A 21,275-nucleotide genomic window follows, 5' to 3' on the forward strand; every position below is an offset into this window, starting at 1 on the left:
TGCCTCGACGGTGCCGTACACCGGCGGACCGCCGGTGACGCGAGCCGGTCACGGTCCGTACGAGGCAATCCGGCTCACAGCCCCAGCCGATGACCGGGCCGCTCACGGTTGCGGGTCAGCGCCGGAATTGCACCGGCTTCCCCCCGTACGGGTGTGATGACGACCTGGCCACTGTACCGGCCGGTGAAAACGGCACCGAGGTCACACCGCCACGTACGTGACCGGCTCGCTCCCCGTCACCGCCTCCGCCTGGCCGAGTTTGACCAGGCGGCGGACGTGGGCCTCGGCCTCCGAGACCGCGATGTTCCTTGACCCCGGGGGGATTTCGGCCCAGGGGCGGTTCCACTCCATGCGTTCCGCGAGCTGCCAGGGGGTGAGGGGAGTGGTGAGGAGGGCGCGAAGGCCGACGAGGCGTTCGTCGTGGTGGTCGAGGAGTTCCCGTACGCGGGTCGTCGCGTCGGGGAAGGCGTGGCGGTGGGCCGGGAGCACCTCCGCAGGGGCGAGGCGGCCGACGCGTTCCAGGGAGTCGAGGTAGTCGCCGAGGGGGTCGGCGACCGTCGTGTCGTCGGGGTCCTCGTACAGGCCGATGTGCGGGGTGATGCCGGGGAGGAGGTGGTCGCCGGAGAACAGGCGCCCGTTGCCCGGGAGTTGGGCCGGGTGGGCCTCCTCCAGGTGGAGGCAGACATGGCCCGGGGTGTGGCCGGGCGTCCAGATCGCGCGCAGCCGGCGGCCGGGGAGGTCGAGGAGTTCGCCGGGGACGATCTCGCGGTCGGGGAGGGCGGGGGAGAAGCCGGGCAGGATGCCAAGGGGGGTCCTGCGCAGGGTGGCCACATGGTCCTCGGGGGCTCCGGCCGCCGCCAGCTTCGCCGTCATGTACGAGTACCAGCGCTCGGCCCGGTTCTCCCGCGTCCGCCGGACCAGGGAGATGTCGGCCTCGTGCATCGCGATCCACGCCCCGGACACCTCACGGACCCGGCCCGACAGGCCGTGGTGGTCCGGGTGGTGGTGGGTGATCACCATGCCGTGGATCTCGGCGGTCGAGGTGCCGCAGGCGGCCAGGCCCTCGGCGAGGGTGTCCCAGGACAGCGGGTCGTCCCAGCCCGTGTCGACGAGCACCGGTCCGCTGTCGGTGTCGACGACGTACACCAGCGTGTAGCCGAGGGGATTGTCCGGGATCGGGACCCTGATCGACCGTACGCCCCCGCCGTGATCGGTCACCTGCGTCGACACCTGTGTCATGGGCTCCCCCGATTCCCCCGGCCGTGTCGCGGCCGGCTGCGGTCGACTGCCTCGCAACTATAACTAGAACCAGTTTCAATGGGAGCCCAAGTCACTTACCTCGTGGTGGTGTGTAGTGGTGTGAGCGCTGTGGACTCCTCAGGAGGGAACTGGTAACTGTCTCCGTATCTATCTGACGAACCGTCAGAGACGGTCCCCGGGGAGGCAGTCGGCCATGACCGAACTCGTGGAACACGGACAGCTGTTCATCGGCGGGGAGTTGACCGATCCCCTCGGCGAGGACGTCATCGAGGTCATCTCCCCGCACACCGAGGAGGTCATCGGCCGTGTGCCGCACGCCTCCACGGCCGACGTCGACCGGGCGGTCGCCGCCGCGCGCACCGCCTTCGACGAGGGACCCTGGCCGCGCATGACCCTCGACGAGCGGCTCGCCGTCGTCACCCGCATCAAGGACGCGATCCTGGTACGGCACGAGGAGATCGCCCGCGTCATCTCCTCCGAGAACGGCTCCCCGTACTCCTGGAGCGTCCTCGCCCAGGCCCTCGGCGCGATGATGGTGTGGGACTCGGCGATCACCGTCGCGCGCGACTTCACGTACGAGGAGTCACGCGACGGGGTGCTGGGGAAGATTCTCGTCCGCCGCGAGCCGGTCGGGGTCGTGGCGGCCGTAGTCCCTTGGAACGTCCCGCAGTTCGTCGCGGCGGCCAAGCTCGCGCCCGCGCTGCTCACCGGCTGCACGGTGGTCCTGAAGCCGTCGCCCGAGTCGCCCCTGGACGCGTACATCCTCGCGGAGATAACGAAGGAGGCAGGACTGCCGTCCGGCGTGCTGTCGATCCTCCCGGCCGACCGAGAGGTGAGCGAGTACCTGGTCGGACACCCCGGCATCGACAAGGTCGCCTTCACCGGCTCGGTCGCGGCGGGCAAGCGCGTGATGGAGGTAGCGGCCCGTCAACTCACCCGGGTGACCCTGGAGTTGGGCGGGAAATCGGCGGCGATCGTGCTCCCCGACGCGGACCTCGACACCACCGTCCCCGGCATCGTCTCCGCCGCCTGGATGAACAACGGCCAGGCGTGTGTGGCCCAGACCCGTATCCTCCTCCCGCGTTCCCGCTACGACGAGTTCGCGGACGCCTTCACCCAGGCGGCGAGCGCGCTGGTGGTCGGCGATCCGCTCGACCCGGCGACCCAGGTCGGGCCGCTCGTCGCGCGGCGCCAGCAGCAGCGCAACCTCGACTACATCCGTATCGGCCAGGAGGAGGGCGCGAAGATCCTCACCGGCGGTGGCCGCCCCGCGGGCCTCGACCGGGGCTGGTACGTCGAACCGACCCTCTTCGGCGACGTCGACAACTCGATGCGCATCGCCCGCGAGGAGATCTTCGGCCCGGTCATCTGCCTGCTCCCGTACGGCGACGAGACCGAGGCGGTGAAGATCGCGAACGACTCCGACTACGGGCTGAGCGGCAGCGTGTGGACGGCGGATGTCGCCCACGGCATCGAGGTCGCCCGGCAGGTCCGTACGGGAACGTACTCCGTCAACACCTTCAGCCTGGACATGCTCGGCCCGTTCGGCGGCTACAAGAACTCGGGGTTGGGGCGGGAGTTCGGGCCCGAGGGGTTCGGGGAGTACCTGGAGCACAAGATGATCCATCTCCCGGCCGGCTGGGAGGGATAGCGGCCATGGGCGACCGCTGGCACGTGGAGGTCGACCGCTCGCTCTGCATCGGCTCGGCCCAGTGCGTCCACCGGGCCCCGGCCGGCTTCCGCCTCGACACCGGGATGCAGTCCCATCCGGTGGAACCGGACACGGACGCGAACGAGAGCGTCTTGGCGGCGGCGGAGAACTGTCCGGTGGAGGCGATCATGATCACGCTGGTGGAGGGTGGGGAGGCGGTGTTTCCGCCGGAGGAGTGAGGGCGCGTCGGCTGACGTAGTTTGTCTCGCCCCCGCCGCCCCTACCCGTCCCATCCTTCTGGGGGCTGCCGCCCCCAGACCCCCGCTCCGGCCCTGAACGGGCCTTGTCCTCAAACGCCGGACGGGCTAAAAGAGCAACCCCCGACCGGCGTTCGAGGACAACCGCGCTCAGCCCACCCTTTTCCCCGCCCCCGCCACACTTCAGCACTGGCCGGCACCCTCCAGCCCGTCCGGCGTTTGAGGACAAGCGCGTTCAGCGCGACTTTCCCACCCACCCGCCTGCACCCCCACCTAGCCCGTCCGGCGTTTGAGGACGAGGCCGTTCAGCGCGCCCCACCCACCCGCCTGCACCCCCACCTAGCCCGTCCGGCGTTTGAGGACGAGGCCGTTCAGGCCGAAAGGGGGGTCTGGGGGCGCAGCCCCCAGGGATGGGACGGGTAGGGGCGGCGGGGGCGGAAGAAGCCTCAGGGGCCCTTCCCGGCGGGGCCCGTCAGGTCGATCAGTCTGCACACCGTCTCGATGTCGATCTTCACCTGGGCGATCGACGCCCGCCCCGACAGCCACGTGATCAGTGCCGAGTGCCAGGTGTGTTCGATGACACGGACCGCCGAGAGCTGCTCGGGGGTCGGGTGGCCGGAGCCCGGTTCGCCCAGCCCCATCGAGTCCAGGATGATCGCCGTCGTCTGACGCGAGACCTGGTCGACCTCCGGGGAGACACTGCGGTCCGCGAACGTCAGCGCCCGCACCATCGCGTCCGCGAGATGCGGCTCCCGCTGGAGTGCGCGGAACGCGCGCATCAGCGTCTCCGCCACCCGCTCCGCCGCCGTCTCCCCCGTCGGCGGCTTCTTCCGCAGTGTGCCGTGCATATGCTCCAACTGGTCCTGCATCGTGGCGACCAGCAGATGCACCTTCGACGGGAAGTACCGGTACAGCGTGCCGAGCGCGACCTGCGAGGACTCCGCGACCTCCCGCATCTGCACCGCGTCGAACCCGCCCCGCGCGGCCAACTGCGCGCTCGCGTGCAGGATCCGGCGCCTGCGGGCCTCCTGCCGCTCGGTGAGCGGAGCGGAGGGCGGCGGCGAACTCGGTCGCGCCGTACGTGCTTCCACCTTCGCGTCGGCAGGCATGGGTCCCGTTCCGTGACAGTCGGTGATCGCGCGGCGATCGGGCAGTCATCTCTCAGCAAGCAGTCAGCAAGCAGTCAGCGGTCAGTCAGCGACAAGTCAGTGATCAGTCAGCATGGCACGTCCGCGTCGTGCGTCCGCCGTGGCGCGAATCACCTGATCCACCGCTCACAGCCGAGGTGCCTGCCGGTAGATTCGGAGCCTCCTGAACGATCAAGTCTGAAACTTGTTCTAGATTAGCGTCCCGACGTAGTCTCGCGGGAAAACGCGGGCAGAAGGGGGCCGGGAGTGACCGCTGAGGCCAGCGAGGCGGGCCCTCTGGGGGATCCTGCCGCGGACGGCGAGCGACCGCTCAACATCGCGCTTCTGACGTATAAGGGGAACCCGTTCTGCGGCGGCCAGGGCGTCTACGTACGCCATCTCTCGCGCGAACTCGCCCGGCTCGGTCACCGCGTCGAGGTCATCGGCTCCCAGCCGTACCCCGTACTGGACGTACTCGACGGATCCACAGCCGGTACGGGCCCCAGCCCCAACCCCGATCCCGGCCCCGACCCCGTCCTCACCGAGCTCCCAAGCCTCGACCTCTACCGCCACCCGGACCCCTTCCGCAATCCCCGGCGTGACGAGTACCGCGACTGGATCGACGCCCTCGAAGTCGCCACGATGTGGACCGGCGGATTCCCCGAGCCGCTCACCTTCTCCCTCCGTGCCCGCCGCCAACTCCGTGCCCGGCGTGGTGAGTTCGACGTCGTCCACGACAACCAGACGCTCGGGTACGGCCTGTTGGGCGACATCGGTGCCCCGCTCGTCACGACGATCCATCACCCCATCACCGTGGACCGGCAGTTGGAGCTGGACGCCGCCGAGGGTCTGCGTCGCCGGATGTCCGTACGGCGCTGGTACGGCTTCACGCGTATGCAGAAGCGGGTCGCGCGCCGGCTGCCCTCCGTGCTCACCGTCTCGGGTACGTCCCGTCAGGAGATCGTCGACCATCTCGGCGTACGGGACGAGCGCATCCACGTCGTGCACATCGGCGCCGACACCGACCTCTTCTCACCCGACCCGGCGGTACGACAGGTACCGGGCCGCATCGTGACCACGTCCAGCGCGGACGTTCCCCTCAAGGGGCTGGTGTTCCTCGTCGAGGCGCTGGCAAAGGTACGTACGGAACACCCCGCCGCACACCTCGTGGTCGTCGGCAAGCGTGCCGAGGACGGACCCGTCGCCCAGGTCATCGAGCGGTACGGCCTCGAAGGCGCCGTCGAGTTCGTCAAGGGCATCTCGGACGCCGAACTCGTCGACCTGGTCCGCTCGGCGGAGATCGCCTGCGTACCGTCCCTGTACGAGGGTTTCTCGCTCCCGGCGGCGGAGGCGATGGCCACCGGTACGCCCCTGGTCGCCACGACGGGCGGAGCGATCCCCGAGGTCGCCGGCCCCGACGGCGAGACCTGCCTCTCCGTACCCCCGGGCGACCCCGGAGCCCTGGCCACCGCCCTGGCCACGCTCCTCGCCGACCCCGAACTGCGCGCGCGCCTCGGCCGGGCGGGCCGTGAGCGCGTACTGACCCGCTTCACCTGGGCCCGAGCGGCACAGGGCACGGCAGCCCACTACCGCGAGGCAATGGCCCGCTCCGCGGCCCAGAACCCCCCTTCGGCCCGCTCCGCGCCCAGGCCACCCAGCCGCTCCGCGGCACCCCCCACCGTGACCCCCGACCGCGAAAGCAGGACCCCGTGCTGACCGTCGACTTCACCCGGTTCCCGCTCGCCCCGGGCGACCGCGTCCTGGACCTCGGCTGCGGAGCCGGCCGGCACGCGTTCGAGTGCTACCGGCGTGGCGCCCAGGTCGTGGCGCTCGACCAGAACGCGGAGGAACTCCGCGAGGTCGCCAAGTGGTTCGCGGCGATGCAGGAAGCGGGCGAGGCACCCGCCGGGGCCACCGCGACGGCCATGGAGGGCGACGCCCTGGCACTGCCGTTCCCCGACGAGTCCTTCGACGTCGTGATCATCTCCGAGGTCATGGAGCACATCCCGGACGACAAGGGCGTACTCGCCGAGATGGTCCGGGTGCTCAAGCCCGGCGGCCGGATCGCGATCACCGTGCCGCGCTACGGGCCCGAGAAGGTCTGCTGGTCCCTCTCCGACGCCTATCACGAGGTCGAGGGCGGCCACATCCGCATCTACAAGGCGGACGAACTGCTCGCGAAGATCAGGGAAGCCGGGCTCAAGCCGTACGGCACCCATCACGCCCACGCGCTGCACTCGCCGTACTGGTGGCTGAAGTGCGCGTTCGGCGTCGACAACGACAAGGCGCTGCCGGTCCGCGCGTACCACAAGCTGCTGGTCTGGGACATCATGAAGAAGCCGCTGGCCACCCGGGTCGCCGAGCAGGCGCTGAACCCGGTGATCGGCAAGAGCTTCGTGGCGTACGCGACCAAGCCGCACCTCCCCCTGGTGGAAGCAAAGTGACGACGCCCCGGACAGAACACCTCGTCCTGCCCGGGGTCCTCACCGCCGAGCAGGCCGCCGTCACCGTCCGCGGGATCCTCGCGGAGCAGCGGGAGGACGGGGCCATTCCGTGGTTCCGGGGGCACCATCTCGACCCGTGGGACCACACCGAGGCCGCGATGGCCCTGGACGCGGCCGGCGAGCACGAGGCCGCCGAGCGGGCCTACCTGTGGCTGGCCGCCCACCAGACCGAGGACGGCTCCTGGTACGCGGCGTACGCCGACGGGGACGCGGACGCCGTCACCGACCGGGGCCGGGAGACCAACTTCGTCGCCTACATAGCCGTCGGCGTCTGGCACCACTACCTCGCCACCGGCGACGACACCTTCCTGGACCGGATGTGGCCGACGGTCTTCGCCGCCGTCGAGTTCGTGCTCCAACTCCAGCAGCCCGGCGGTGAGATCGGGTGGAAGCGCGAGGACGACGGCACCGGCCTCAAGGACGCGCTGCTGACCGGGAGTTCGTCGGTCCACCACGCGTTGCGCTGTGCGCTCGCCATCGCCGAGGAACGTGAAGAGCCGCAGCCCGACTGGGAGTTGGCGGTGGGCGCGCTGCGGCACGCGATCCGCCGGCACCCCGAGCGGTTCCTCGACAAGGACCGCTACTCGATGGACTGGTACTACCCGGTCCTGGGTGGCGCGTTGACGGGTACGGAGGCCAAGTCCCGTATCGAGGAGGGCTGGGAGCGCTTCGTCGTCCCCCGACTCGGGGTGCGCTGTGTCGTGCCCAACCCGTGGGTGACCGGCGGCGAGTCGGCCGAACTCGCCCTGGCGCTCTGGGCGGTGGGCGAGTCGGATCGGGCGCTGGAGATTTTGCAGTCGATCCAGCATCTGCGCGATGCGGACAGCGGGCTGTACTGGACGGGGTACGTGTTCGACGCGCGGCAGATCTGGCCGCGTGAACTCACCACGTGGACGGCGGGTTCACTGCTGCTCGCTGTCGCGGCGCTGGGCGGTCATGAGGCGACTTGTGCGGTGTTCGGCGGCGAGTTGTTGCCTACGGGGTTGGACCCCGACTGCTGCGGGTGACCGCCCGGCGGGAAGGTGCGCTTTCGGGTGCGGGTGCTTCGTGGCTGGTCGCGCAGTTCCCCGCGCCCCTTTGGGGCGCGGCTCGCCCGGACGGGCTCCCTCAGTGACGGCCGACTCGGGCGAGGGCGTGGCCCACGAACAGATAGACGACGGCGGCCAGTCCGTACCCGGCGACAACCCGCGCCCACTGCTCGTCGAAGGTGAAGAGGTCGTACGACCAGCCCGCAAGCCACGTGGCCGCGTCGTGGACGAACTCCACGAAGTCGTTGGCGCGGTCGGCGTCCAGCAGGTACATCAGGATCCAGAGCCCAAGAATGAGGGCCAAGATGTCAGCGGCGACGGCGAAGATCGCGCCGGCCCGGTTCGCACTGCGGCGAGTTTCAGGGGACATGTCCTTCGGGTGCCCTCGAATCCAGGATGAAACCAGGACGGTAAGGGAAGAAGGCGGTGGGGACAGCCGCCGTTTGCCCCCCGTTCGGCTGGAGTTGAGGATTCCAGGAGGCTGCGTTCGACGCCGTACCTGATGATCCTTCACCCGGGGGAGAGGCAGGGACAGCGGTGTCCGACGAGAGCAGACCGACCGTCATCGAGGAACCGAGACTCACGACCCGCCGTCGCAGAGCCAGACGCCGCCTCCCACGCCATGTCGTCGTCGCGATGCCACTCGCCCTGGCCGGACTGATCTCCCTGCTGGTCTCCGGGAACACGCTGCGGCCGTTCGAACGCATCACGACCATCCAGGCCAAGATGGCCTCCAAGTCCGACTACTTCAAAGACCCCGAAGTGCAGCGGCTGTTGCTCGAGCACGGCATCCGTGTCGAGATCCAGCGGCTCGGGTCACGAGGGATCGCCCAGCAGTCCCTGAAGGGCATGGACGTGGTCTTCCCGTCCGGCCAGCCCGCCGCGATGATCATCCTCGACAAGGAGAACCGGACGCTGGACTCGGTGCGCCCCTTCGTCACCCCGCTGGTGCTGGCCACGTTCCGGGACTACGCCGAGACGCTGGAGGCTCAGGGCGTCGCCAAGCCCCAGAAGTCCGGTGGGGACACGCTCTACTACAACCTCGACATGGACAAGTTCACCGAACTGCTGGACGGCGAGGGCGCCGACAAGGGCGCCGGGCCCGCCGACACCTGGAACGCCATAGGCTTCAGCACCGTCAACAAGGGTGAGAGCAACGGCGGCCGGGTCCTCGTCCGCACCTCCAGCGTGTGCGAGTCCAATTCCGCCGGCACCTATCTGAGCATCCTCTCCTTCGTGCAGAACAAGCAGCGCGTGCCGGTGGCCGAGGATCAGGTGCTCGACCTCGCCAAGCAGGTCAAACCCCTGATCAACCTCCAGGGCATGTGGGCCGACGAACAGGCCGACAGCTACTTCTCCGGCGAGGGCGAGAGCATCGCGCCCATCGCGGTGATCTACGAGCACCAGTTCCTGGCCCACCAACTCGCCTACTACAAGAAGCACAAGAAGCAGGACACCGAACGCGTCCTGCTCTACCCCACGCCCTACGCCCTCACCGAGCCCCAGCTCATCGGCCTCACCGACGAGGGCGACCGGCTCGTGGAGATCATCAAGACCGACACCGAACTGCGCCAGCGGGCAACCGAGTTGGGCTTCCGCGTCCGCTTCTCCGGCGAGGAGGGCAGTAGCGAACAGCTCAACGCGTACCTCCGCCAACACGAGATACAGGTCCCGGCCCGCAACAGGGACCAGACCAAGGTCGACATACCCGACCTGAACGTCCTGGAGCAGATCATCAACTACGTGGGCAACTGCGAGGCCTCCGAAGAGGCCGCCCCGTGAGGCGCGTTGCCCGGGCCGCGACCGTCTGTCTCGCCCTGGCCCTCCTCGGCACCCTCACCTCGTCCTGCACCCAGGGCGAGGACGACATCACCCTGACCGTCCTCGCCAGCCCCGAACTCGCCGATCTGGCCCCGCTGTTGGCCGAGCTGAAGAAGGACACCGGCGTCGAGCTGGACATGCGGTACAAGGCGACGGCCGACCTGACCGCGGCCTCCTCGGGCTCCACCTACGACCTGGCCTGGCCCGCCTCGGACCGCTCGTTCCTGCTGCGCCTCCAGGAGTCCGGCGGCCAGGAGACCCGGCCCGAGTCGACCGCCATCATGCGCTCACCCGTCGTCGTCGGCCTCACCCCCGAGGTCGCGAAGAAGGTACGGGCGGATGTCCCCGGCGGACGGCTCTCCTGGGCGGACATCGCCGACGCCGCCGCCGACGGCACCGTACGGTTCGGGATGGCCGACCCCCGGCGCAGCGACACCGGCCGAGCGGCCCTCGTCGGCGTGGCCACGGCAGCGGCCGGGACGGGCGGGGCCCTGCGCCAACAGGACGTGTCCTGCGACCGGTTGCGCGGCTTCCGCTCGGGCCAGACCCTCACCGGCGCCAGCTCACGCGAGCTGATCGACGCCTACGCCGACGACCAGGGCGCCGCAAACGCGCTGATCGCCCACGAGTCCGAACTGCTCTCCCTGAACGCCGGCGGCAAGCTCACCCAGCCCCTGGAGATCGTCTACCCCGAGGACGGCATGGTGCTGTCCGACTTCCCGCTCCTCCTGCTCGACCCGGAACAGCACTCCGCGTACGTCAGGGTGGTCGACTGGCTCAAGAGCGCCGACGTACAGAAGAAGCTGATGCGACGCACGTACCGACGCCCGGTGAACCAGGACGTCGAGCCCTCCGCACGCCTGCGCGCCGACGTCGGCAACGCCCTCTCCTTCCCCGACAAGCTGTCCATCGTCGAGCGACTCGTCGACGACTACGGCGATCCGGCGAGCGCGACCGCCGACCAGGTCGTGTTCGTGCTCGACTTCTCGGGCTCGATGCGCGGCGAACGGATGGCCGGGCTGCGCGCCGCCTTCGCCGGGCTCAGCGGCGCCGACGCCACCTCCACCGGCAAGTTCGCCCGCTTCTACCGGGGCGAGCGCCTGACCGTCGTACGGTTCGGGGGCCGCGTACTGGAGGAACGCACCGTCACAGTCCGGGGCGACGGCGATCTCCGTACCCTCAACAAGGTTGTCGCCGAAGGGGACTTCGCCGACGCGACCGCCGTCTGGTCGGCCCTCGACCGGGGTTACCGCATCGCCGCCGACGCGGTGCGCGAGGAACCCCGACGGCCGGTGTCGATCGTGCTGATGACGGACGGTGAGAGCAACGCCGGTATCGGGTACGAGGAGTTCCTGCGCCGACACCGCCAACTGGGCCCCGACGCACGTGAGGTGCCCACCTTCCCCGTCCATTTCGGAGAGGCCGACGCCGCCGCCCTGAAGAAGGCCGCCGACGCGACCGGCGGCCGTATGGTCGACGCCGGACTCTCCTCGCTCTCCGACGCGTTCAAGGAGATCCGTGGGTGTCACTGAGAGTCAGTGGTGGAGCCAGTGGTGGCCGTGGCTGGTCGTCTGGGCGGTGACGGCGGTCAGTTGCGCCGTCCTGCTCCGGTACGCGCTGGTCGACAGCGGCTGGCTGCGCAGACGGCGCCGGGGCGTCGGCCGCACCAACCTCGGCATGTGCTTCTACCTGCACAAGCAGCGCGTGATGGACATCTACCAGGCCGGCGGCTTCTCGGAGGCCCTGGAACAGGAGGTCGCCGACAAGATCAACGTCAACGGCGGCTTCGGCCTGTGGGGCAGAACCCTCGGCCTCCTCGGCATCAACGCCCACCGGGACGTCGCCAAGGAGCGCGTCATCCGGTTCATCCGGGAGAGCACGCCCATCATGGTGATCCGGGTGCTCATGGACACGATGCGCAAGGAGGACGTCGTCGTCGACGCCGACCTCACCACCGGCCGCCTCCTCCCCAACGGCACCCTCACGGAGGCGCTGCGCGACCGCACCGACTCCAGTAGTGGCATCGGGACGGTCCCGCTGAGCGCGGTCATGACGGAGTTCGTCTCCGTCACCGGCCTGTTCTCGGCCCGCCGTACGGAGAGCGGCGACGTCGTCCTGCGGGCGCGGTACGAGGGTTCACCGGCCGCCCATGTGAAGATCACCTGCGACGAGTCCGAGGGCCGGGGTGAGTTCCGCAACGCGGACTACTACACAGGGGCGTTCCAAGCGCGCTGCCTGGGCAAGGTGCGCACGTGGGACCGGGAGACGGGGGAACTGACGCTGGACCCGATCGCCATCTTCCGCTAGGGGACCAGGAGTTCAGGAGTTGAGGTCGGCGAGGACGCGCAGGGTGTGCGGGTCGGGGGAGAGGACGAGCAGGTCGGTCACCGGCCCCTTGCGCCACAACTCCAGCCGCTCCGCGATGCGTTCACGCGGCCCGACGAGCGAGATCTCGTCGGCGAAGGCATCCGGCACGGCGAGCACGGCCTCCTCGCGCCGCCCGGCGAGGAACAGCTCCTGGATCCGCCGGGCCTCCTCCTCGTACCCCATGCGCGCCATCAGATCGGCGTGGAAGTTACGGGCCGCGTGCCCCATCCCGCCGATGTAGAACCCGAGCATGGTCTTGACGGGCAACAGCCCTTCGGAGACGTCGGAGCAGACACGGGCCTGCGCCATGGGAGCGACCAGGAACCCCTCCCGAGCCCCGCTCAGCGGTTCCTCGTACGCCTCGGCGCGGAGCGGGGACCAGTACAGGGGCAGCCAGCCGTCGGCGATACGGGCGGTCTGGGCGATGTTCTTCGGCCCCTCCGCGCCGAGGAGGATGGGGAGTTGGGGACGCAAGGGGTGAGTGATGGACTTGAGGGCCTTGCCGATACCGGTCCCGTCCGGCCCGTCGTAAGGCAGGGAGTGGAAGCGTCCGGACACCTCAACGGGTGCCTCGCGCCTGAGGACTTGGCGTACGACGTCCACGTACTCCCGGGTCGCGGTGAGCGGCGACTTCGGGAACGGGCGGCCGTACCAGCCCTCGACGACCTGCGGACCGGACAGCCCCAGCCCGAGGAGGACACGTCCGCCGGAGAGGTGGTCGAGGGTGAGGGCGTGCATGGCGGTGGTCGTTGGCGACCGGGCCGCCATCTGGGCAACAGCCGTACCCAGCTTGATCCTTGACGTCTGCGCCGCGATCCAGGTCAGCGGGGTGAAGGCGTCCGAGCCCCAGGACTCGGCCGTCCACACGGAGTCGTAGCCCAGCCGTTCGGCCTCCTGGGCGAGCGGAACATGGTCCAGGGAGGGGCCGCGCCCCCAGTAGCCGAGCGCGAGACCGAGCCGCATGCCTGCCTCCTGACGATACGTCAGATGTGGGAGAGCTGGCGGCGACTGTACGACAACGGCCCCTCGCCCGGAAGAGCAAGGGGCCGAGGCAAGCTCGCGAGGAGTTATCCGCGCTGGATGCCGGAGGTGTCCTGGAGGACGCCACGGCGGCCGTCCTGCGTCTGGGCGATGAGGCCCTGGCCGCGCTGCTCGACGGCCAGGTACCAGGTACCGGGGGCCAGTTCGGCGATCGGCGCCGACGAACCGTCCTCCGCGAACAGCGGACGCGGCACCGGCACGGCGAACCAGAACGGGGAGAAGTCGGCGGCCGGGGGCTGCGCCTGCTGCTGACCGGCGCTCGCACCGGCTCCGGCGCCGAAGGGCTGACCGGCCTGCGGCTGGCCGCCGTACGGCTGCTGCGGCGCGCCGGCGCCCGGGTAGCCGTAGCCGCCCTGGGGCTGGCCACCGGGGTAGGGCTGACCGCCGTAGGGCTGCGGGGCGGGCGGCTTGGGGGCGCCGATCAGGGCGCCCTTCAGGGCCGGGACCAGCGGGGTGGCGACGGCGGCGGCCGCCATGACGACCGTGGCGACGAGGGAGAGGATCAGACCGGTGCCGGCGTCCGGGCCCGAACTGGCGCTGTCACCGACGTTGTTGGCGCCGCCCGCCGGGTCGAAGACGTTGCCGAGCGCGCTCCAGGCGGCGAAGACGGTGAAGGCGACACCGAACTGGCCGAGGTCGACGCCCGCGACCTTGGGCACCTGCGGCAGACCGTGCGACACCACGACGAGCGCGGCGCCGATGAGACCCGCGAGGACGACGCCCAGCAGGACCGGTCCACTGGCCCAGGCGCTCGGCATGTCGAGGCCCGTGGCACCGTCGACGGAGTAGATGTCGAGGAACGACGCGATCAACAGCAACACCGCTGCTCCGATCACCACGCCGTCGCCTCGAGTGAGGGAGCGGATATTCACTTCAGGTCCTCAGGTCCTTCGTAGGTCGTGTCGTCGTCAATCGATCGTTCGTAGGGGCACGACATTATCGTCCGTCCGAGCGGGCTGTCCGCCGGGATGCACGCGTTGATCACGAACCGCGCAGGAAACTCACGATTCCTTCAGAGATCCCTTGAGCGGCTTTTTCCCGCCAGGTCCCGCTGGTCAGCAGGGCCACGTCCGCGCTGTCGCGCATGTTGCCGCACTCGATGAACACCTTCGGAACCGTTGACAGATTGAGACCGCCGAGGTCCGTACGGGTGTCCAGACCGGTGCCGTCACCGATGTAGTTGGAGGGCGCGGAGCCGGTCTCGCGGACGAACCCGTCCTTGATGTCCTCCCCGAGAACCTTGGAGGAGGCGACGATCGGCCGGGTATCGGCGTCGCCCTCGTGCACGGCCCCCGGCAGGATCACATGGAACCCCCGATTACCGGCCGAACTCCCATCCGCGTGGATGGACACGACGGCGTCGGCGCGCGCGACGTTCCCGATCCGGGCCCGCTCGTCCACACAGGGCCCGAAGGCCCGGTCGGGGGTCCGGTCGCCGTCCTGGGTGAACTTGACCGTGGCGCCCTGCTGTTCGAGCACGGTCCGCAGCCGCCGCGCGACATCGAGGGTGAACTCGGCCTCCGTATAACCGCTGTTGGTGGCGGTACCGGTGGTGTCGCACTCCTTCGAGTTCGTACCGATGTCCACCTTGCGGTTGATCTCGGCGGTGTGCTTGAAGTTCCCGGGATTGTGTCCGGGGTCGACGACGACGACCTTGCCGGTGAGGGGTGCGGCAGGGGTGGTTGCGGGGTCGCCGGGATACATGGTCGGGCTCAGGGGCACGTACTCCCCGCTGAACTCGACGCGCCCCTTGCCGTCACCCCCGTCGTCGGCGAAGGCCTGCCAGACCAGCCACCCGCCCGACCCGCTCACCACCAGCACGGCGAGGGCGACGGCCAGGGGGCGGCGCAGGAGGGACCGGGGGGAACCGGGGGGCTGGGGCGGCTCGAAGCCGGGGCCTGCGTACGACACGTCTGCCACCTTACGGGGCGTCTACGTCGTCCCCGGCGTCCCTCCATACTCCGGTGACTCCGTGGCAGCGGCGGTTTGCCTGGATCCGTCCGCACCTCGTGAGAAACGCAAGCGGAGTCGGGTCGAAGCTGACGAGGTACGCATGCTCGTGGTGGGCCCACACATCCCGGTCGGTGCCGCTGATGCCCGACCCCTGCCCGAGGCGTACCGCGTCGTCGGCGTCGGTGATCAGGCTGTCGCAGCGGCCGTACCCGTGCGGCGCGGGGGTCACAACGCGCCCGCAGTCCGCGTGTGGCAGGGGCAGCCGCAGCGAGGCTGGAGCAGGATGCCCGTGCTGTGTGGCAGGGGGACATCCTCGGTCTGGCGGCACTGAAGGTGTATGGCGGTGGAGTCGGGCTGCTTCGCGAGGGTGCACTCTGCAGAGAGCGTCGGAGCTTCCGTGGTTCTGGAGGTGTTCATTGGCCAGTCCTCGGGTGATCGCCGCCCAGGTTCTCGTAGTGGTCGCACAGAGCGTTGACGACGCGGGCGAGCTTCCGCACCACCGAGACCCGGATGGGCAGGCCGCCGCCGTCGCCCAGACGCAGCTTGTTGTGCGCCTCACCCAAGCAGGCGAGGGCGCAGTACCGCGGAATGCTGTCCTCCGGCTGCCGTGCCGCCGCCCTTTCCACCTCGGGGACAAGCAGGTGGATGTGCCCACGCAGCACGAGGACGAGTGTGTCCAGTTCGTCGGGCGTGGGCAGTTCGGCATTCTCTGTGAGCGCGCGGCGGGCGCTGGCACGCATCGTCTCGATGTCCGGGGGCAGTGTTTCCTCGGGCGTGGCAGCCTTCTCGGTTGTTCCGTGCGCCATGGCTCGCGCCTCTGCGGTCTGGGTGATCCGTCTCACACCAGCGACCGTAGGGGCGGCCGTGCGGCACCGCCGACCGGAATCCGGTCGGTATCGTTACGCGGCCAGGAGGCCCACCTTCACGGCCAGTTCCGAGGCGCGCCGTCGCCGCGGAGCCTGTGTCGACTCCACTTGCTCGAAAATCAGCGTCCGGGCGTAGCCGTTGTAGCGGATCGTCTCCGGTGCCGCCTCGAAGGCTTTCTCCAGCGAGGCGATCGCCACGTCCGGTTGATTGTCCAAGTGATAGCCGCGTGCCTCCTCGATCCGGTGCCGGGCACGGCGCGGCCTCGAGTGGATCGTGGCCACGTCCGCGCGCGCCGCCTGCCGGACGGACTCGCCGCCCTGGTGCAGTTCGACGGCGATGGTCACGGCGTGCGCGCCCATGATGGCCCGGCTGAAGTTGGTCACCGGGTGGTAGTAGTCGACCGGCAGACGTTCGGACATGGTCCGCGCCGTGTCCCAGTACCGCCACGCGGTCCCCGTCTCCCGCCGCCGGGCCGCGGTGTAGCCGAGTTCGAATTGGAGGGCCCCGGCGATGGCGAGCAGTTCGTCGTCGGCGTCGGGCAGGAGCGGTTCGAGGTAGCGGACGGCGTCAAGGTTGATGGCGTCCGCGGCGTCGAAGTGCCGGGCTCCCGAGTCGCGATGCGCTTGGGCGAGGAGCCACGCGGCGACGCCGATGGCGTGGGGATCCTCGCTCTCCTGGGCTGCGATCATGCCGCGCTCGGCGACGCGCCACAAGAGGCTGCTATCGGGCTGGTAGGCGAGGAAGAACTGGCTGAGGCTGTACGTCTGAGCGAGGAGTGCCTGAGCCGCTCTGCGATCGGCAGTTGTGTCGGCCTGTCGTACGAGGGCGGTGGCGTCGCGGATCAGGTCGGGCAGCAGTTTGCCGATGGCCTCACGGTGATTCTCCGCTGCGTGTCGTGCTTTCCAGGCCGCATGGAGGCGGGCGTCGAGGTGGGCGACGGGCGGCGGCTCGACGCTGGAAGACAGCGGGAAGCTGTCGATGGCGGCCTTGACTGCGGCCAGGCGAGGGTGGCCGGGGCCGATGAAGAGATCGACGTGCAGGTCGGGGTGGCCTGTCAGTTCGGCGAGGTCACGCACCCGGAGGGCCTCGGCGATGCGCATCACCATGTCGAGGCTCGGGGATTTCTGCTGCCCGTTCTCGATCTTTCGGAGGGTGTGCGGTGAGATGCCCACGAAGTCGGCGAGTTGGGCCTGCGTCATGCCGCGGCGTTCGCGGAGGATCTGCACTCGCTGCCCGAACTTCAGCGGGTCTGCGTACGGGTCCGGCGTCGCATCCGATGGCATGATCTCGCCCCAATCTCTGAACAGGTCGCATTGCCAGGGTATGGGGCGGGGCCTTCCTCAGGTGAGGGCTCTGGGCAGGTTGGGGGAGCGACCTGACCCGGAGACCACGAAGCGGCCCCCGCCCCACGAAGGGGACGCCGGCCGCGATTCTTGCCCGGCTCGCGATGACGGTGCCGGATGCTGAGCGCTCCGCTGGTTATGCGGCTTCTTTGCCGTGGGTCGGTGGTGGGAGGGGCTGATCGCGCCCAGGAGGCAAAGCCGCAGATCGATATGGCCCCGCGCCCGACTTCCCCGAGGCCGCTCAGCCCGGCCTCAGACCCCGCCCCCCGTCCGCCGCAGCACGCGCAGCGAGCGGTTCGCGGAGACCTCCGTGAAGGCGCCGGAGGCGAGGGCGCGGAGGTAGACGCGGTAGGGGGCCTGGCCGGTGAACTCGTCCTCGGGGTCGGGGAAGACGTCGTGGATGAGGAGCAGCCCGCCCTCGGCGACATGCGGGGCCCAGCCCTCGTAGTCGGCGGTGGCGTGCTCGTCGGTGTGCCCGCCGTCGATGAAGACGAGGCCGAGGGGGGAGTTCCAGACGCGCGCGACCTGCGGCGAACGCCCGACGATCGCGACTACGTGCTCCTCCAGGTTGTCCTCCGGATCTGCCCGGTACAGGGCCCGCCGGAAGAGCGGAAGCGTGTCCATGACCTTCAGTTCCGGGTCGACCGTCTCCGGATCGTGGTACTGCCACCCCGGCTGCTGCTCCTCACTGCCCCGATGATGATCGACGGTGACAGCGCTGACACCGGCGGCACGGGCCGCATCGGCGAGCAGGATGGTGGAACGCCCGCAGTACGTCCCGACTTCGAGCAACGGCAGGCCGAGAGCCCCTGCCTCAACGGCGGCCGCGTACAGCGCGAGCCCCTCATCCAGGGGCATGAACCCCTTGGCCCCTTCGAACGCGGCCAGGATCGAGGGCTTGGGCGCGGGGGGCATGGGGGTCCTCTCGGTCGTACGGACATACGGGCGGGGGCCCCATGCTGCCGCACCCCCGGGTCACCAGAAGACAGGGGGTACGCATCCCCACACCAGGGGCGCGGGGAACTGCGCGACCGGCCCCCACCGGCCGGCGGCCGACACACAACCCTGCCCCCTGCTCGCGCGCGGAGCGCCTACGCGCTGACCGTCTCCCCAGGCAAGGAAAGGTCCAAGTCAACCGCCCCTTCCCCACCCGCATGCGTCGCAGACGAAGCATGCGGCCCGTACCCAGAAGCCCGCGCGGCCAGCACATACGCCCCCTGGGCAGGAACAGCGAGCGCGTAACTCCCGTCCTCCGCCGACAAGGTGGCTCCCGCCTGCCGCCCCCGCCTATCGATCAACGTGACCTTGGCCCGCGAGACCGGAACCCCATCGGCCCCCAGAACCCGCCCGCGGAACCCGGCGCCGACCGAGGCGTTGTCCTCACTGCTCGCCCGCAGCTGGAGCCCACTGTCCGGCCGCCGCCCCGGCAGGAACAGCGCCAGGACCAGCCCGACAGCCACAGCCCCCGTGGCGATCAGGAACGACACCCGGAAACCGTGCATGGTCGGGATCGCAACGCCCCCCACATGGTTCGCCGTGTTGGCGAGCACCATGCCGATGACGGCGCTCGACACCGACGTACCGATGGAACGCATCAGGGTGTTGAGCCCGTTCGCCGCGCCGGTCTCCGAGGCCGGGACCGCGCCGACGATCAGGGCGGGGAGGGAGGAGTAGGCGAGCCCGATGCCGCCGCCCAGAACGACCGCGATGACGAGCGACTGCCAGGCCGCGCTCATCAGGCCGAGGCCGGCGCCGTAGCCGATGCCGATGATCAGCAGGCCGAGGATCAGGGTGACCTTGGGCCCGTACTTGGCGGACAACCGCGCATAGACAGGGGCCGTGAACATCATCGTCAGGCCGAGCGGCGCCACGATCAGGCCCGCCATGACCATCGACTGGCCGAGGCCGTAGCCGGTGGCGGTGGGCAGCTGGAGGAGCTGGGGCAGGACGAGCGAGACGACGTAGAAGGAGACGCCGACCATGATCGAGGCAAGGTTGGTGAAGAGGACAGCGGGCCGGGCGGTGGTCCGCAGGTCCACCAGCGGGGCCTTCAGGCGCAGCTCCAGTACGCCCCACAGGAGGAGTACGAGGGCGGACGCGCCGAACAGGCCGAGCGTGGTGGGGGAGGTCCAGCCCCAGTCGCTGCCCTTGGTGATGGGGAGGAGGAAGAGGACGAGACCGACGGACAGGCCGATCGCGCCGAGCACGTCGAAGGTGCCCTCCGCGCGCATCCGGGACTCCGGTACGACGAACAGGGTGAGGGCGATGGCGAAGGCACCGAGGCCGGCGGCGCCGTAGAAGAGGGCGTGCCAGTCGGAGTGCTGGGCGATCAGCGCGGCGAGGGGGAGGGCGAGGCCGCCGCCGACGCCGATGGAGGAACTCATCAGGGCCATCGCCGAGGGGAGCTTCTCGCGGGGCAGCATGTCGCGCATCAGGCCGATGCCGAGGGGGATGGCACCCATGGCGAAGCCCTGGAGGGTCCGGCCCACGATCATGGTCAACAGGTCGCTGGTGAGCGCGCTGACCAGGGCGCCGACCACCATCACGGAGAGGCTGGCGATCAACAGGCGCCGCTTGCCGTACAGGTCACCGAGCCGGCCCATGATCGGCGTGGCCACGGCTCCGGAGAGGAGCGTCGAGGTCAGCACCCAGGTGGCGTTGCTGGGCGAGGTGCTCAGCAGCTGGGGCAGGTCCTTGATGACAGGGACGAGCAGGGTCTGCATGACCGCGACAACAATGCCCGCGAAGGCGAGCACCGGGACTATGGCCCCGCCCGTTCTGCCGGTGCCACCGCTATCCCCGGCGGGCCGGTCGGTCGTGGTCGTGTGCGTCATGGGGTGGGGCCTCCAGGCAGGGTGGTGATCGTGGCGTTTCGCCGTGGGGACGGGGGTATGTGTGAGATGAACCTGTGTGCCTGGGCAACTATTCCGATGTTTTGGCGTACTAACTAATCCTTGACCTGTCCATGGGTGTCTGACCCTCTGTCATGTTCTCGGTCGGAAGACGGCTCGGACGAGGGGTTGGGCCGGAAAGTCCGGTCGGCAGGGCTGGGGAAGGGCCTGTGACGGCCTCTGGCAGGCGTGTCGTCGGTGTCTCGTGCAAGTCCCGGAACCCGTCCGCAGGGGGGCTTGCCCCGGCCTGCCACACGGCCGTTGGTGGGCTCTCGCCCGCTCTTGCCGATCCCTGCCGACCTGGGATTTCGCGTCGACCGCCCCTACGATCGCCGGATCGGGAAAGGGGGACCGGATGGACCGGTCGGGCCGGAACATACGCACGGTCGAGGACGTACTCCAGCTCCTGGACACCCTGTTCGCGCCGGAGGCCGATCGCTGGACGGGCGCGGCGGCCTCATGGTGGGACGGCTTCTATGCCGACCGGGCCAAGCCGGTGCCGTTCTTCGTCGCGAAGCCGGACGAGAACCTGGTCTCGTACCTGGAGCGGGGCCTGATCCCCGGGGCAGGCGGGAGCCGCGAGGGAGGCGGCGGTCGGGTCCTTGACCTGGGCTGCGGTCCGGGCCGCAACGCGCTGCACCTGGCCGCGCGGGGTTTCCGGGTGGACGCCGTCGATCTCTCGCCCACGGCCATTGCCTGGGCGGAGGAGCGAGCGACCGAGGCCGGGGCCGACATCCGCTTCCTCTGCGGGGACGCCTTCGCCCTGGCCGATGGTGCGCTCGACGGTCCGTACGACCTGGTCTACGACTCCGGCTGCTTCCACCACCTGCCACCGCACCGCCGCGTCAGTTACCTGGCCCTGCTCGACAGGGTCCTGGCTCCCGGGGGCCTGTTCGCACTCACGTGCTTCGCGGCGGAGGAGACGGGACCCGCGGGGATGGGTTCCGAGCTGCCCGACGCCGACTTCTATCGGGACTCCCGCCTCCATGGGGGTATCGCCTACACGCCGGAGTCCCTTCGCTGGATCTTCTCGGATCTGACGGAGGTCGAACTGCGTCGTATGCGCGACGAACCGGCGGAGTCGGCCTGTTTCGGCGAGGAGTTCCTGTGGACGGCCCTGTTCCGCCGGTAGGCAAGTCATGGGGTCTGTCCGGGCCGACGGACG

Annotated in this window: 20 protein-coding genes; 9 read left to right on the forward strand and 11 right to left on the reverse strand. The window is 69.8% G+C overall.

From position 1 onward, the window contains the following. Positions 1 to 201 precede the first annotated feature (201 nt). Positions 202 to 1,239 (reverse strand): MBL fold metallo-hydrolase, encoded by a 1,038-nt coding sequence (locus LUX31_RS36090; protein ID WP_235479505.1) that lies wholly within the window; start codon positions 1,237 to 1,239, stop codon positions 202 to 204. Positions 1,240 to 1,453: 214 nt separating this feature from the next. On the opposite strand from LUX31_RS36090, the gene LUX31_RS36095 reads away from it, so the two are divergent. Both LUX31_RS36095 and LUX31_RS36100 read left to right on the forward strand, forming a co-directional pair. Next, positions 1,454 to 2,911, forward strand: coding sequence for an aldehyde dehydrogenase (locus tag LUX31_RS36095; RefSeq protein ID WP_235479506.1), 1,458 nt, complete (start codon positions 1,454 to 1,456; stop codon positions 2,909 to 2,911). 5 nt (positions 2,912 to 2,916) lie between these two features. Further along, positions 2,917 to 3,150 carry a ferredoxin gene (locus LUX31_RS36100; RefSeq protein ID WP_235479507.1) on the forward strand — a complete coding sequence of 78 codons (234 nt, stop codon included), beginning with the start codon at positions 2,917 to 2,919 and terminating at the stop codon, positions 3,148 to 3,150. A gap of 464 nt (positions 3,151 to 3,614) precedes the next feature. Here the strand turns inward: LUX31_RS36100 and LUX31_RS36105 are convergent, their stop codons facing one another. Continuing rightward, entirely contained in the window at positions 3,615 to 4,277 is a 663-nt protein-coding gene (locus LUX31_RS36105; RefSeq protein ID WP_235479508.1) for a TetR family transcriptional regulator, read from the reverse strand. A gap of 285 nt (positions 4,278 to 4,562) precedes the next feature. Here LUX31_RS36105 and LUX31_RS36110 point away from each other — a divergent pair, with 285 nt between their 5' ends. Genes LUX31_RS36110 through LUX31_RS36120 form a run of 3 tightly spaced genes read left to right on the forward strand, consistent with a single transcriptional unit; the run spans position 4,563 to position 7,806 of the window. Continuing rightward, positions 4,563 to 6,011, forward strand: coding sequence for a glycosyltransferase family 4 protein (locus tag LUX31_RS36110; protein ID WP_235479509.1), 1,449 nt, complete (start codon positions 4,563 to 4,565; stop codon positions 6,009 to 6,011). Further along, complete coding sequence (locus LUX31_RS36115; RefSeq protein WP_235479510.1) at positions 6,005 to 6,739, forward strand: class I SAM-dependent methyltransferase; 735 nt, start codon at positions 6,005 to 6,007, stop codon at positions 6,737 to 6,739. The genes LUX31_RS36110 and LUX31_RS36115 overlap by 7 nt, the downstream gene beginning before the upstream one ends. Next, entirely contained in the window at positions 6,736 to 7,806 is a 1,071-nt protein-coding gene (locus LUX31_RS36120; protein ID WP_235479511.1) for a prenyltransferase, read from the forward strand. Before LUX31_RS36115 ends, LUX31_RS36120 begins: the two co-directional genes overlap by 4 nt. A gap of 100 nt (positions 7,807 to 7,906) precedes the next feature. On the opposite strand, the gene LUX31_RS36125 is transcribed toward LUX31_RS36120, so the two are convergent. Then, positions 7,907 to 8,197, reverse strand: coding sequence for a hypothetical protein (locus tag LUX31_RS36125; protein WP_235479512.1), 291 nt, complete (start codon positions 8,195 to 8,197; stop codon positions 7,907 to 7,909). Between the two features lie 167 nt (positions 8,198 to 8,364). On the opposite strand from LUX31_RS36125, the gene LUX31_RS36130 reads away from it, so the two are divergent. The 3 genes from LUX31_RS36130 to LUX31_RS36140 are packed head-to-tail and all read left to right on the forward strand — an operon-like array spanning position 8,365 to position 11,955. Beyond that, complete coding sequence (locus LUX31_RS36130; RefSeq protein WP_235479513.1) at positions 8,365 to 9,609, forward strand: substrate-binding domain-containing protein; 1,245 nt, start codon at positions 8,365 to 8,367, stop codon at positions 9,607 to 9,609. Then, a complete protein-coding gene (locus LUX31_RS36135; protein ID WP_235479514.1) occupies positions 9,606 to 11,180 on the forward strand; it encodes a vWA domain-containing protein in 1,575 nt (524 codons plus the stop codon). The genes LUX31_RS36130 and LUX31_RS36135 overlap by 4 nt, the downstream gene beginning before the upstream one ends. Next, complete coding sequence (locus LUX31_RS36140; protein WP_235479515.1) at positions 11,167 to 11,955, forward strand: hypothetical protein; 789 nt, start codon at positions 11,167 to 11,169, stop codon at positions 11,953 to 11,955. Before LUX31_RS36135 ends, LUX31_RS36140 begins: the two co-directional genes overlap by 14 nt. 12 nt (positions 11,956 to 11,967) lie before the next feature. Here LUX31_RS36140 and LUX31_RS36145 read toward each other — a convergent pair whose 3' ends face one another. The 8 genes from LUX31_RS36145 to LUX31_RS36180 all read right to left on the reverse strand — a co-directional run bounded on the left by LUX31_RS36145 (position 11,968) and on the right by LUX31_RS36180 (position 20,053). Beyond that, on the reverse strand, positions 11,968 to 12,978 hold the full coding sequence (locus tag LUX31_RS36145) for an LLM class F420-dependent oxidoreductase (protein ID WP_235479516.1): 1,011 nt from the start codon (positions 12,976 to 12,978) through the stop codon (positions 11,968 to 11,970). 104 nt (positions 12,979 to 13,082) lie between these two features. Next, complete coding sequence (locus LUX31_RS36150) at positions 13,083 to 13,928, reverse strand: DUF5336 domain-containing protein (RefSeq protein WP_235479517.1); 846 nt, start codon at positions 13,926 to 13,928, stop codon at positions 13,083 to 13,085. A 109-nt stretch (positions 13,929 to 14,037) separates the two neighbouring features. Continuing rightward, entirely contained in the window at positions 14,038 to 14,967 is a 930-nt protein-coding gene (locus LUX31_RS36155; protein WP_235479518.1) for an N-acetylmuramoyl-L-alanine amidase, read from the reverse strand. 10 nt (positions 14,968 to 14,977) lie between these two features. Beyond that, entirely contained in the window at positions 14,978 to 15,238 is a 261-nt protein-coding gene (locus tag LUX31_RS36160; protein WP_235479519.1) for a hypothetical protein, read from the reverse strand. A 184-nt stretch (positions 15,239 to 15,422) separates the two neighbouring features. After that, positions 15,423 to 15,851, reverse strand: coding sequence for a DUF6415 family natural product biosynthesis protein (locus LUX31_RS36165; RefSeq protein ID WP_235479520.1), 429 nt, complete (start codon positions 15,849 to 15,851; stop codon positions 15,423 to 15,425). A 57-nt stretch (positions 15,852 to 15,908) separates the two neighbouring features. After that, positions 15,909 to 17,159: a helix-turn-helix transcriptional regulator gene (locus tag LUX31_RS36170; protein WP_235479521.1), complete on the reverse strand. Its 1,251-nt coding sequence runs from the start codon at positions 17,157 to 17,159 to the stop codon at positions 15,909 to 15,911. Positions 17,160 to 17,471: 312 nt separating this feature from the next. Then, complete coding sequence (locus LUX31_RS36175) at positions 17,472 to 18,134, reverse strand: class I SAM-dependent methyltransferase (protein WP_235479522.1); 663 nt, start codon at positions 18,132 to 18,134, stop codon at positions 17,472 to 17,474. Between the two features lie 176 nt (positions 18,135 to 18,310). Continuing rightward, positions 18,311 to 20,053, reverse strand: a complete 1,743-nt coding sequence (locus LUX31_RS36180; protein WP_235479523.1) for an MFS transporter — start codon at positions 20,051 to 20,053, stop codon at positions 18,311 to 18,313. Positions 20,054 to 20,465: 412 nt separating this feature from the next. Between LUX31_RS36180 and LUX31_RS36185 the strand changes: the two genes are divergently transcribed. Continuing rightward, positions 20,466 to 21,242, forward strand: coding sequence for a class I SAM-dependent methyltransferase (locus LUX31_RS36185; protein WP_235479524.1), 777 nt, complete (start codon positions 20,466 to 20,468; stop codon positions 21,240 to 21,242). The last annotated feature ends 33 nt before the right edge of the window (positions 21,243 to 21,275 follow it).

Origin of the sequence: Streptomyces sp. GQFP (assembly GCF_021545335.1) — a bacterium.
Taxonomy (GTDB): Bacteria; Actinomycetota; Actinomycetes; order Streptomycetales; family Streptomycetaceae; genus Streptomyces.

Coding starts and splice junctions, on each gene's coding strand:
- LUX31_RS36105 (WP_235479508.1), bottom strand. CDS start 4,277: ATGCCTGCCGACGCGAAGGTGGAAGCACGTACGGCGCGACCGAGTTCG.
- LUX31_RS36185 (WP_235479524.1), top strand. CDS start 20,466: ATGGACCGGTCGGGCCGGAACATACGCACGGTCGAGGACGTACTCCAG.
- LUX31_RS36145 (WP_235479516.1), bottom strand. CDS start 12,978: ATGCGGCTCGGTCTCGCGCTCGGCTACTGGGGGCGCGGCCCCTCCCTG.
- LUX31_RS36100 (WP_235479507.1), top strand. CDS start 2,917: ATGGGCGACCGCTGGCACGTGGAGGTCGACCGCTCGCTCTGCATCGGC.
- LUX31_RS36095 (WP_235479506.1), top strand. CDS start 1,454: ATGACCGAACTCGTGGAACACGGACAGCTGTTCATCGGCGGGGAGTTG.
- LUX31_RS36090 (WP_235479505.1), bottom strand. CDS start 1,239: ATGACACAGGTGTCGACGCAGGTGACCGATCACGGCGGGGGCGTACGG.
- LUX31_RS36180 (WP_235479523.1), bottom strand. CDS start 20,053: ATGACGCACACGACCACGACCGACCGGCCCGCCGGGGATAGCGGTGGC.
- LUX31_RS36175 (WP_235479522.1), bottom strand. CDS start 18,134: ATGCCCCCCGCGCCCAAGCCCTCGATCCTGGCCGCGTTCGAAGGGGCC.
- LUX31_RS36170 (WP_235479521.1), bottom strand. CDS start 17,159: ATGCCATCGGATGCGACGCCGGACCCGTACGCAGACCCGCTGAAGTTC.
- LUX31_RS36125 (WP_235479512.1), bottom strand. CDS start 8,197: ATGTCCCCTGAAACTCGCCGCAGTGCGAACCGGGCCGGCGCGATCTTC.